This window comes from Streptomyces sp. NPDC059080 (assembly GCF_042739975.1).
Taxonomy (GTDB): Bacteria; Actinomycetota; Actinomycetes; order Streptomycetales; family Streptomycetaceae; genus Streptomyces; species Streptomyces benahoarensis.
The window spans coordinates 1-11,529 of sequence record NZ_JBHYGX010000070.1; the positions used below are offsets into that span (position 1 = coordinate 1).

Annotated in this window: 7 protein-coding genes and 1 pseudogene; 5 read left to right on the plus strand and 3 right to left on the minus strand. The window is 73.6% G+C overall.

All coding sequences use genetic code 11. From position 1 onward, the window contains the following. The first annotated feature begins 392 nt into the window (after positions 1-392). Positions 393-2,048, plus strand: coding sequence for a citramalate synthase (gene cimA / locus ACFWWQ_RS29200; protein WP_384602221.1), 1,656 nt, complete (start codon positions 393-395; stop codon positions 2,046-2,048). 78 nt (positions 2,049-2,126) lie between these two features. Here the strand turns inward: cimA and ACFWWQ_RS29205 are convergent, their stop codons facing one another. Next, positions 2,127-2,738 (minus strand): YceI family protein, encoded by a 612-nt coding sequence (locus tag ACFWWQ_RS29205; protein WP_384602223.1) that lies wholly within the window; start codon positions 2,736-2,738, stop codon positions 2,127-2,129. 393 nt (positions 2,739-3,131) lie between these two features. Here ACFWWQ_RS29205 and ACFWWQ_RS29210 point away from each other — a divergent pair. The 3 genes and pseudogenes from ACFWWQ_RS29210 (at position 3,132) to ACFWWQ_RS29220 (ending at position 7,662) form a co-directional block, all read left to right on the plus strand. Then, positions 3,132-5,576: pseudogene (locus ACFWWQ_RS29210) on the plus strand (polysaccharide lyase 8 family protein). A 207-nt stretch (positions 5,577-5,783) separates the two neighbouring features. Next, positions 5,784-7,367, plus strand: a complete 1,584-nt coding sequence (locus tag ACFWWQ_RS29215) for an acyl-CoA carboxylase subunit beta (protein WP_384602225.1) — start codon at positions 5,784-5,786, stop codon at positions 7,365-7,367. Positions 7,368-7,458: 91 nt separating this feature from the next. Next, complete coding sequence (locus ACFWWQ_RS29220) at positions 7,459-7,662, plus strand: acyl-CoA carboxylase epsilon subunit (protein WP_384602227.1); 204 nt, start codon at positions 7,459-7,461, stop codon at positions 7,660-7,662. A gap of 70 nt (positions 7,663-7,732) precedes the next feature. On the opposite strand, the gene ACFWWQ_RS29225 is transcribed toward ACFWWQ_RS29220, so the two are convergent. Continuing rightward, complete coding sequence (locus ACFWWQ_RS29225; protein WP_384602229.1) at positions 7,733-9,028, minus strand: MFS transporter; 1,296 nt, start codon at positions 9,026-9,028, stop codon at positions 7,733-7,735. A 267-nt stretch (positions 9,029-9,295) separates the two neighbouring features. On the opposite strand from ACFWWQ_RS29225, the gene ACFWWQ_RS29230 reads away from it, so the two are divergent. Then, entirely contained in the window at positions 9,296-11,086 is a 1,791-nt protein-coding gene (locus ACFWWQ_RS29230; protein ID WP_384602231.1) for a dihydroxyacetone kinase family protein, read from the plus strand. Positions 11,087-11,154: 68 nt separating this feature from the next. On the opposite strand, the gene ACFWWQ_RS29235 is transcribed toward ACFWWQ_RS29230, so the two are convergent. Next, positions 11,155-11,421, minus strand: coding sequence for a hypothetical protein (locus ACFWWQ_RS29235; RefSeq protein ID WP_384602233.1), 267 nt, complete (start codon positions 11,419-11,421; stop codon positions 11,155-11,157). Positions 11,422-11,529: the final 108 nt, after the last annotated feature.

An 11,529-nucleotide genomic window follows, 5' to 3' on the forward strand; every position in this document is an offset into this window, starting at 1 on the left:
GCGTCGGCCCTCTCCCCGGGCCGCCGCCGGACCGCGGCGCTCCGCCCGGCGTCCGCCCCGGTGCCCGCGCGGCCCGGCCCGCGTCCGCCCCGGCGCCCGCATCGTGAGACCGGCTACCTCGCACCGCCCGAGCCGTGCCAAACTGCCCCCCGTGCTCTCGTTTGCCATGATTATGGGCAGCAGGCGCGCCGGTCCGCAGTGACCGCCCCGTACCTACCGCGTACGGCGCGGCCCTCGTCGTCCCAGACCCGCGCGCAGACCTCTCGCACCCGCGAGGGGTTTTTTCGTTTCCGGCCCCACCCGGCACCGGAAGGCGGAGCGCGAGGGAACATGGAGGGACGGTGGAGCCGGTCATTCCGGTAGACCGAGATCCCGACAGGAGCCAGACCAGCATGACGGACGCACACACAGCCCTGGCGTCGCCCGAGCCCCGCCCCGCGGGCGCGGTCCCCGACGACTTCCACGTCTTCGACACGACGCTGCGCGACGGCGCCCAGCGCGAGGGCATCAACCTCACCGTCGCCGACAAGCTCACCCTCGCCCGGCACTTGGACGACTACGGCGTCGGCTTCATCGAGGGCGGCTGGCCCGGCGCCAACCCCCGCGACACCGAGTTCTTCCAACGGGCCCGCGCGGAGATCGATTTCCGGCACGCCCAGCTCGTCGCGTTCGGCGCCACCCGCAAGGCCGGGGTCCGCGTCGAGGACGACCCGCAGGTCGCCGCCCTCCTGGAGTCCGGTGCCCCGGTCGTCACGCTGGTCGCCAAGTCCCATGCCGGGCACGTCGAGTTGGCGCTGCGCACCACGCCCGAGGAGAACCTCGCGATGGTCGCGGACACCGTCGCGTACCTGCGCGCCCAAGGCCGCCGGGTCTTCCTCGACTGCGAGCACTTCTTCGACGGCTACGCCCTGGACGCGGCCTACGCCAAGCAGGTCGTGTGCACCGCGAACGAGGCGGGCGCCGATGTGGTGGTGCTCTGCGACACCAACGGCGGCATGCTGCCCGCGCAGGTCGCCGCCGTCGTGCGGACCGTCCTCGCTGACACCGGCGCCCGGCTGGGTATCCACGCCCAGGACGACACCGGCTGCGCCGTCGCCAACACCCTCGCCGCGGTGGACGCCGGGGCCACCCACGTCCAGTGCACCGCCAACGGCTACGGCGAACGGGTCGGCAACTCCAACCTCTTCCCCGTGGTTGCCGCGCTGGAGCTGAAGTACGGCCGCGCGGTGCTGCCGCCCGGCAAGCTCGCCGAGACCACCCGCGTCTCGCACGCCATCGCCGAGGTCGTCAACCTCACGCCCGCCACCCACCAGCCGTACGTCGGCGTCTCGGCGTTCGCGCACAAGGCCGGGCTGCACGCCTCCGCGATCAAGGTTGACCCGGACCTCTACCAGCACATCGACCCGGCGCTGGTCGGCAACACCATGCGGATGCTCGTCTCCGACATGGCCGGCCGCGCCTCGATCGAGCTGAAGGGCAAGGAGCTGGGTATCGACCTCGGCGGCGACCGGGAGCTGGTCGGCCGGGTCGTCGCCCGGGTCAAGGAACGCGAACTGGCGGGCTACACCTACGAGGCCGCCGACGCCTCCTTCGAGCTGCTGCTCCGCGACGAGCTGGCGCGGGGCGGGGAGCGGGGGAGGGCCGCGCGGTTCTTCCGTACCGAGTCCTGGCGGGCGATCGTCGAGGACCGCCCGGACGGCTCGCACGCCAACGAGGCGACGGTGAAGCTGTGGGCGAAGGGCGAGCGGATCGTCGCCACCGCCGAGGGCAACGGCCCGGTCAACGCCCTGGACCGGGCGCTCCGCGTCGGCCTGGAGCGGATCTACCCGCAGCTCGCCCGGATCGAGCTGGTCGACTACAAGGTCCGCATCCTGGAGGGCCGCCAGGGCACCGGCTCGATCACCCGCGTCCTGATCTCCTCCACCGACGGCGACGGCGAGTGGGCCACGGTCGGCGTCGCCGAGAACGTCATCGCCGCCTCCTGGCAGGCGCTCGACGACGCCTACGCGTACGGGCTGCTGCGCGCCGGGGTGGAGCCGCAGGAGTAACCGGACCGCACACGTGCCGCGGCCCCGCGTCCGGCCCTCGGGGGAGGGGCCGTGCGCGGGGCTTCGGCGTAGGGGGGCTCAGGCGGCGTTCTTCACCGCGGAGATGTCGAAGGTGAGCTTGACCTTGTCGCTGACCATCACGCCACCGGCCTCCAGCGCGGCGTTCCAGGTCAGGCCCCACTCGGAGCGCAGGATCTCGGTGCTGCCCTCGAAGCCGACGCGCTCGGCGCCGTAGACGTCGGTGGCGGTGCCCTGGAGCTCCAGGTCGAGGTTGAGCGGCCGCGTGACGTCCTTGATCGTCAGGTCGCCGGTGACGCGGAAGCGGTCGGCGGCGGTCTGCTCGGCGGCGGTGGAGCGGAAGGTCATCAGCGGGAACGCCTCGGCGTCGAAGAAGTCACCGCCGCGCAGGTGGGCATCGCGGTCGCCGATGCCGGTGTCGACGCTCTCCGTCCGGATCTCCAGCGCGGCGGTGGACCGGCCGGGCTCAGAACCGTCGAGGTGCAGCCGCCCCTCGTACGTGCCGAACGCGCCGCGGACGTTGGTGACCATGGCGTGGCGCACCGCGAAGCCGATGGTGCTGTGGGCCGGGTCGATGGTGTAGTCGCCGGTCAGCGCGGCGAGTGCGAGGTCCGCCGCGACGAGGGCGGGGGCGGCGGGGGCTTCGGCGCGCTTGCGGGTGAACAGAGCCATGGCTCCTCCTCGGAAGAAGTTGTTTAACGTTCAACGAGGATGACTGTAGTGAGGTCTCGTTCAATTTTCAACTTCTTGGGATTTGGGGCGCGGGATGCGGGGGTGCGGGGCGAGGGGGCGCGGGGTGAGGGTGCGGGCGGCTGTGGCTGCGGCTGCGGCGCGGGGTGGCTCGCCGCCGCCTTCCCGCGGTGCCCCGCTGTCCGACCCGCCTCTCCCTACCCGCGCGTCCGCCCGTTCCCTCCCGTTTCACGGTGTTCTTGTCGGCGCCGCGCGCCCCGTGTTACACCGGCGCTCCGCCCGCCACGTGCGCCGCCCCGCAGGCCGGTCGGCCGGTCCGGGCCCGCCGTGGGGCGGGCGCCGTCGGCCGCCGCGCCGTCACCGAAGGGAACGACCGTGCCGCACCCCTCCGCCTGGTCCCGCCGCGCCTTCCTCGCCGCCACCGCCGGGGGCGCGGCCGCCCTCGGTGCCGCCACGCCCGTCGTGTCCGCCGTGTCCGCCCCAAGCCCCTCCGGCCCCGATGACGTCTTCGCCACCCTGCGCCGCCGCTGGGTGGACCTCGTCCTCGGCACCGGCGTCGACCCGGCCGCCGAGCCGTACGCCCGCGCGCTGCGCGAGACCGGGGAGCTGGCCGGACGGTTCACCGCCGCCATGCGGCCCGCCGCCGCGTCACTCTGGCCCGACCAGCCCTTCGACCCGTCGGCCGGGATCACCCGCAGCTACACCCGGCTGCACACCATGGCCGAGGCGTACGCCCAGCCCGGCACCGGACTCACCGGCGACGCCGCCCTCGCCGACGCCGTCCTGACCGGCCTCGACCACCTCGAAGCCGCCGTCTACCACGCCGGGGCCGAGCGCTACGGCAACTGGTAGGACTGGCAGATCGGCAGCCCGCAGCAGCTCCTCGACACCCTCGCCGTCCTCGACACCCACCTGCCCGGCGGCCCGCTCCCCGACGACCACCGCGCCCGCCATCTCGCCGCCGTCGACCACTTCGTCCCCGACGCGGCCCTCGGCGCGTACACCGGCACCAGCACCGGCGCCAACCGCGTCGACCTGTGCCGCGTCGTCGCGCTCCGCGGCGTCCTCGGCCGCGTACCCGCCAAGATCGCCCTCGCCCGCGACGCCCTCTCCCCGGTCTTCCCCTACGTCACCCACGGCGACGGGCTCCACACCGACGGCTCCTTCATCCAGCACACCGCCGTCGCCTACTCCGGCACCTACGGCTACGTCCTCCTCGACGGCATCGGCAGACTCCTCGCGCTCCTGACAGGCACCGAATGGGCCGTCACCGACCCGGCCCGCCGCACCGTCCTCGACAGCGTCACCCACGCCTACGCGCCGCTGCTCCACGACGGACTGATGATGGACATGGTCAGCGGACGGGCCGTCAGCCGCGGCGATCTGCTCACCGACGACCGCCGCGTCCCGCGCAGCGACCACTACCACGGCCACGCCCTCCTCGCCGCCGTCGCGCTGCTCGCCGAGAGCGCGGACCCGGCCGCACGCACCCGTTGGCACGCCCTGGTCAAGGGGCACATCGCCCGGGACCGGGTGCTGCCGGTCCGCACCGACCGCCACTACACCGTCGCCGACCTCGCCCGCCTCGCCGCCCTCGCCGACGGCCCCGCCGCGCCCGCCCCGGAGCCGGACGGCCACCGCCTCTTCCCCGCCATGGACCGCGCCGTCCACCGCCGCCCCGGCTGGACCGCCGGGCTCGCCATGGCCTCCGCGCGCATCGCCCACTACGAGAACGGCAACGGTGAGAACCCGCACGGCTGGCACACCGGCTCCGGCATGCTCTCCTGGTGGGCGGGGGAGACCGGCGGCGGGCAGTACACCGACGCCTACTGGCCCACCGTCGACCCCTACCGGCTGCCCGGCACCACCGTCTCCACCCGGCGCCTCGCCGACAACGAGGGCGGCGCCTTCGGCGCGCCCCGCCCCGACGTCCGCTGGGTCGGCGGTACCACCGACGGCACCTACGCCGCCGTCGGCCAGCATCTGCGTGGCCTCGGCTCCACCCTCACCGCCCACACGTCGTGGTTCTTCCTCGACGACACCGTCGTCTGCCTCGGCGCCGGGATCACCGCCCACGACGGCGTGCCCGTCGAGACGATCGTCGACAACCGCGCCCTCGGCGCCGCCGGGCGCGCCGCCCTCACCGTCGACGGCCGCCCGCAGCCCACCGCCCCCGGCGCGGTCCGCACCTTCCCCGCCGCGCGCTGGGCCCACCTCGCCGGACACGGAGGCTATGTTTTTCCCGGCGGATTCCCTGGCGGATTTCCCGGCGGCGTCGCGCTGCACACCCTCCGCGAGGACCGCACCGGCTCCTGGCACGACATCAACACCGGCTCCGCCGCCACCCCGCTCACCCGCCGCTACCTCACCCTCTGGCACGACCACGGCACCGACCCGGACGACGCCCGTTACCTCTACCTCCTGATGCCCGGCGCCACGGTCCACGCGGTCGCCGCCCGCGCCGCCGACCCCCGGTGGCTCACCGTCCTCGCGCACACCGCCGGTCAGCAGGCCGTCGCCGTCGACGCGCTCGGCCTGACCGCCGCCCACTTCTTCCGCCCCGGCACCGCCGGGCCGCTCACCGCCGACGGCCCGGTGAGCCTCCTCGTCCGGCGCACCGGGCCGTGCACTGCCACCCTGCACGCCGCCGCGCCCGAGCGGACCGGCGATCCGCTGGAGATCGTCTGGGGCCGGCCGGTCGTCGCCGTACCGCGCCACGACCCCGGCATCACGGTCCTCGCCACCGGCCGCGCCTTGCGCCTGAGGCTCACCCCCGGCACCGTCTGCGCCACCCACACCGCCACCCTCACACTGCGCTGACCGGCCCGGACGCCGTCCGACGGGGCACCCCGCGCCCGCCCCGGTTTTGTCGGCCCCATACAGCACACGGCCCACACCTCACTCGATCGGAGCAGCGCGCCGACCTCACGTACAGGAGGCTTCTGTACTGCTTGCCCACCAAATCGCATCCGACGTTGTACGAAACTGACATCGGCGCCCGGGCCCTCGCCCACGTACCGTCGGTGCATGACCACTGTCGAAGAGGTGCCCGCGGGCGCGACCGACGCCCGTGGGCGCGTCGCCGAGTTGCACGCGATCCGCGAGCAGGCGTACCGAGGCCCCAGCGAGCGGGCGACCGAAGCCCAGCGTGCGAAGGGCAAGCTGACCGCCCGCGAGCGGATCGATCTGCTGCTCGACGAGGGTTCGTTCCGCGAGGTGGAGCCGCTGCGCCGGCACCGGGCGACCGGGTTCGGCCTGGAGGCGAAGAAGCCTTACACCGATGGTGTGATCACGGGCTGGGGCACGGTCCACGGCCGGACGGTCTTCGTCTACGCGCACGACTTCCGGATCTTCGGCGGCGCCCTCGGTGAGGCGCACGCCACCAAGATCCACAAGATCATGGACATGGCCATCCAGGCGGGCGCGCCGCTGGTCTCGCTGAACGACGGCGCGGGCGCCCGTATCCAGGAGGGCGTCTCCGCGCTCGCCGGTTACGGCGGCATCTTCCAGCGCAACACCAAGGCGTCCGGCGTCATCCCGCAGATCTCCGTGATGCTCGGCCCCTGCGCGGGCGGCGCGGCGTACAGCCCGGCGCTGACGGACTTCGTGTTCATGGTCCGCGACACCTCGCAGATGTTCATCACCGGCCCGGACGTCGTCCGCGCGGTGACCGGCGAGGAGATCACCCAGAACGGCCTGGGCGGCGCCGACGTCCACGCCGAGACCTCCGGCGTGGCGCACTTCGCCTACGACGACGAGACCACCTGCCTCGAAGAGGTCCGCTACCTGCTCTCGCTGCTCCCGGCCAACAACCGCGAGAACCCGCCGGCCGTCGAGTGCGAGGACCCCGCGGACCGCAGCGGTGACGTCCTGCTCGACCTGGTCCCCGCGGACGGCAACCGCCCGTACGACATGCGCAAGGTCATCGAGGAGATCGTCGACGACGGCGAGTACCTGGAGATCCACGAGCGCTGGGCGACCAACATCATCTGCGCGCTGGCGCGGCTCGACGGCCGGGTCGTCGGCATCGTCGCCAACCAGCCGCAGTCGCTCGCCGGTGTGCTCGACATCGAGGCGTCCGAGAAGGCCGCCCGCTTCGTGCAGATGTGTGACGCCTTCAACATTCCGATCGTCACGCTGCTGGACGTCCCCGGCTTCCTGCCCGGCGTCGACCAGGAGCACGGCGGCATCATCCGCCACGGCGCCAAGCTGCTGTACGCGTACTGCAACGCCACGGTCCCGCGGATCTCGATCGTGCTGCGCAAGGCGTACGGCGGCGCGTACATCGTCATGGACTCGCAGTCCATCGGCGCGGACCTCACCTACGCCTGGCCGACGAACGAGATCGCCGTCATGGGCGCGGAAGGCGCCGCCGGCGTCATCTTCCGCCGGCAGATCGCCGACGCCGAGGACCCCGAAGCGATGCGCGCGCGCATGGTCAAGGAGTACAAGTCCGAGCTGATGCACCCCTACTACGCCGCCGAGCGCGGTCTGGTGGACGACGTCATCGACCCGGCCGAGACCCGCCACACCCTCATCCGCTCGCTGGAGATGCTCCGCACCAAGCACGCGGACCTGCCCGCCCGCAAGCACGGCAACCCGCCGCAGTAGCCCCCGCGCCGGGCCGGCCGGCGACGCAGGCGACCGCGAAGACGCAGGCGACCGCGAAGACACTGACGACGAAGACGACGGAGACCCCCGCATGAATTCCGCAGCCCCCGCCACCCCCATCCGCGTGGAGAAGGGCGAGGCCAGCGAGGAGGAGCTGGCGGCCCTGACGGCCGTGCTCCTGGCCCGCGCCGCCCACCGGCCCACCGCCCCGGCCCGCCCCCGCGCCACCGCCGCGCGCTGGCGCCGCCTGGAGCGCCAGTACGGTTTCCACGGCGCGACCAGCTGGCAGCGCTGACCCACCGCCGGACACGCCTCGGGCCCCGCACCATGCACAGGTGCGGGGCCCGAGGCGTACGCGCAGAAGGTCAGGCGCGGACCGGCTCCGGCGTGGCGTCGGGCCCACCGGGCACCTGCTCCGCCGCGCCCCGTTCCTCCTCCGGCGTCTTGAGAGAGAGCGTCAGCAGCGCCGAGATGACGTACAGCGCGGCGAAGATGATGACGACGCCGGACGGGCCCAGAGGCTCCAGGAAGAGGCTGACGATCGCCGGGCCGACGAACGCGGCGCCGCCCGCACCGAGGTTGAGCAGCGCCATCGCGCCGCCCTTGTTGTCGGGGGCGAGCGCCGGGATCAGCGCCGAGATGGAGACGAACCCGGCGAGCGTCACGCCGTAGAGCATGCCGACGACGATCGCCACCCAGTAGTGGCTGCCGACCGCCTTGGGGACGAAGTACAGCGTGAGCGTGGTGATCGCGCAGCCGAGGCCGCCGAACGACGCGATCGTCTTCCGCCACCCGATCCGGTCGCCGATCACACCGAAGAGCAGGTTGCAGAAGACGTTGGTGCCGTAGATGACGGCGAGCAGCGTCAGCCAGCGGCCCTCGCCGAAGTGCAGTTCCTTGACGAAGAACGTCGGCAGGAACACCAGGAAGCCGAACTCCGGCGCGGTGTTGATGACGCGCACCACACAGCCGACGGCGACCTTCGGATGCGTCCAGGCGATGGAGAGGCTGGAGAGCAGCGACTGCACCGGACGCACCTCCGGCGGCGCCAGCCGCGCGAAACCGGTGCGCTCGCGGACCCCGAGCAGGCAGAACGCCCCGCCGACCGTGATGATCGCCAGCGCCGCCCACAGTGTGCCCAGGTGGCCGAAGAGCGGGTTGGTCACGCCCGCGACGAGTGAACCGAGCGTCGGCAGGCCGCCGGTGAAGGCGACGTAGAACCAGCCGACGGCGGTGCCCATCCGCGCCTTCGGGGCGGTCGCGGTGATCCAGACCAGGAATCCGAAGGCGAAGAGCGGGTAGCCGAAGCCGCGCAGACCGTAGAAGACCAGCATCAGCGGGTAGTTCTGCGGGCCGATGGCGAGGGTGAGGAAGAGGACGTCGAAGACGATCCACACCACGAGCCCCAGCTGCATCACCCGGCGCGGTCCCCACAGGTCCGACAGCGCCCCGGAGAGCCAGGAGGCGAGCATGACGGTCACGCCGTACGCCGTGATCACATAGGAGGCGTGCACCTCGGTTCCGGCGCCGTGGTCCGCCATGAACGGCGCGATGAAACCGGATTCGACGCCGTCGCCCACCATGAACAGCAGGACGCCGAGGTAGCCGAAGACCAGCGGCCTCGGGATGCCGATCCGGTCGAACAGGGTGGGTGGTGCCATGTCACGCCTCCGTGGGGCGGGTGCCGCCGCGGGACGGCGGACGGCGGGTCGGGGCAGGGGAGCCGGGTCGTCCGGCTCGGGCGCCGTCGGGCGACGCGCACGATGCGAGCATCATCAATCCTGAGATCTTCACATGCAAGATGTGATGCAGGGGATTTTGAGTGGCCGTTCTCCCAGGTGGCCCCGTGATTTTCGGGGTGAGGGGTGACGGGATCTGTGATGTAGGTGTTAAATCAAACAGGGACGAAACAAAGGAGTGTGCCCCTGATGACCACCACCCCCGCCGGATCGGTACACCGCGCCGAGACCTTCCGTGAGGACTGGCTGGAGGGACTGGCCGACGCCTACGCGCGCACCGTCCGCCGGGTCCCGGGTGCCTTCGGCGTCGTCGGGCGGCACGCGCCCCGCCCCGGCAAGGTGGCCGTCGTCATCGGGGGCGGCTCCGGCCACTACCCGGCCTTCGCCGGACTCGTCGGCCCCGGTCTCGCCGACGCCGCCGCCATCGGCGACGTCTTCGCCAGCCCCAGCGCCGAGCAGGTCTACCGCACCGCCCGCGCCGCCGACGGCGGCGCCGGAGTCCTGATGACCTATGGCAACTACGCGGGCGACGTCATGCACTTCGGCCTCGCCGCCCGCCGCCTCGCCGCCGAGGGCACCGACGTCCGCACGGTCCTCGTCACCGACGACGTCGCCAGCGGCCCGCCGCCCGTCGACGGCCAGGAGATCGACCCGTCCCGCGACCGCCGCGGCGTCGCCGGTGACTTCTTCGTCTTCAAGATCGCCGGTGCCTCGGCCGACCGCGGCGACGACCTCGGCACCGTCGCCCGCCTCGCCGCCCACGCCAACGCCATGACCCGCACCTTCGGCGCCGCCTTCGCCGGGTGCACCCTGCCCGGCGCCACCGCACCGCTGTTCACCGTCGAGCCCGGCACCACCGAACTCGGCATGGGCATCCACGGCGAGCCCGGACTGCGCACCACCGGCGCCCTGACCGCCACCGAACTCGCCGACGCGCTCGTCGACAACCTCCTCGCCGAACTGCCCCGGCCCGCCGCCGCCACCGGCCGCGTCGCCGTCCTCCTCAACGGCCTCGGCCGCACCAAGTACGAGGAGATGTTCGTCGTCTACCGCCAGGTCAACCGCCGCCTGCGGGCCGCCGGACTCCAGCCGTACCGGCCCGAGGTCGGGGAGTTCGTCACCTCCTTCGACATGGCCGGCGTCTCGCTCTCCCTGATGGTCCTCGACGACGAACTCGCCGCCCTCTACGACGCCCCCTGCGACACCCCCGCCTTCCGCAGCCTGCCCGGCGGCCACAGCCCCGCGGCCGACGACCGCACGGAGGACGGCGACGCCACGGACACCGCACAGGTCCCGGCCGCCCGGACCGCGCCCGCGCAGGACGCTGCCAGGCCGGGCGCCGCCGACCTGCCCGCCACCGCCGCTCTCCGGGCCGCCCTCGACGCCGTCGCCGCCCACGAGGACGAACTCGGCCGACTCGACGCCGTCGCCGGGGACGGCGACCACGGCATCGGCATCGTCCGCGGACTGCGCGCCGCCGTCGCCGCCGCCCGCGCCACCGAGACCGGCCCCGCCGGGCCCCGCTCCGCCGGAGCCGCCCTGCTCGGCGCCGGACTCGCCCTCGCCGACGCCTCCGGCGGCGCGTCCGGCGCGCTCTACGGCGCCCTCCTCGCCGAGACCGGCGCCGTCCTCGCCAAGGCCCCCGGCGACGCCTGCACCACCGCGCTCCTCGCCGACGCCGCCGACGCCGCCCACCGCGCCGTCGCCGAACTCGGCGGCGCCCGTGTCGGAGAGAAGACCCTGCTCGACGCCCTCGAACCGTTCCGCCACGCACTGCGCGCCCGTACCGCGGACGGCCCCGCCACGGCATGGCGCGCCGCCGCCGGGGCCGCGACCCGCGCCGCCGCCGCGACCGCCGACCTCGTCCCGGCCCGCGGCCGCGCCGCCCGCATGGGCGCCCTCGGCCACGGCCACCCCGACGCCGGCGCCACGTCCCTGGCGCTGCTGCTCACCGCGGTCGGGGAGACGCTGCACGACTGACCGTCCACCGCGAAGGGTCTGGGGAGGAAGCTCCTCCCCAGACCCTTCGCGTACGCCGGACCCGCCCGTCACCGTCCGGCGGACAGCTTCCCGGAGGAGTTCTCCGCCCCCGGCCAGATGAGCCACGCCTGGGTATCCGTCGGCCGCCCGAACCACCGCAGCGCACTCTCCGGCGAGCGCAGACTCGGATACGTCCGCCCGGCGGTGCTGACCACGTCCGCCTCCCCGTCCTCGTACGCCAGCCCCCAGGCGGCGATATGCCCGTCACACTCCCCGCCCCCGACGGGGTACTGCTGGGCGACGGCGAAGAGGCGCGGGGCCAACTCGTCGGCCATGGCAGCGGCCGGCCGGCCGACACGGCGAAGGCCCCCGGTCACCTGACAGTCAGGTGACCGGGGGCGCTCGGCGGGGGGGCCCGCGCGCGGGGGGGCTGGGCCACGAGT

Coding starts and splice junctions, on each gene's coding strand:
- cimA (WP_384602221.1), top strand. CDS start 393: ATGACGGACGCACACACAGCCCTGGCGTCGCCCGAGCCCCGCCCCGCG.
- ACFWWQ_RS29205 (WP_384602223.1), bottom strand. CDS start 2,738: ATGGCTCTGTTCACCCGCAAGCGCGCCGAAGCCCCCGCCGCCCCCGCC.
- ACFWWQ_RS29215 (WP_384602225.1), top strand. CDS start 5,784: ATGACCACTGTCGAAGAGGTGCCCGCGGGCGCGACCGACGCCCGTGGG.
- ACFWWQ_RS29220 (WP_384602227.1), top strand. CDS start 7,459: ATGAATTCCGCAGCCCCCGCCACCCCCATCCGCGTGGAGAAGGGCGAG.
- ACFWWQ_RS29225 (WP_384602229.1), bottom strand. CDS start 9,028: ATGGCACCACCCACCCTGTTCGACCGGATCGGCATCCCGAGGCCGCTG.
- ACFWWQ_RS29230 (WP_384602231.1), top strand. CDS start 9,296: ATGACCACCACCCCCGCCGGATCGGTACACCGCGCCGAGACCTTCCGT.
- ACFWWQ_RS29235 (WP_384602233.1), bottom strand. CDS start 11,421: ATGGCCGACGAGTTGGCCCCGCGCCTCTTCGCCGTCGCCCAGCAGTAC.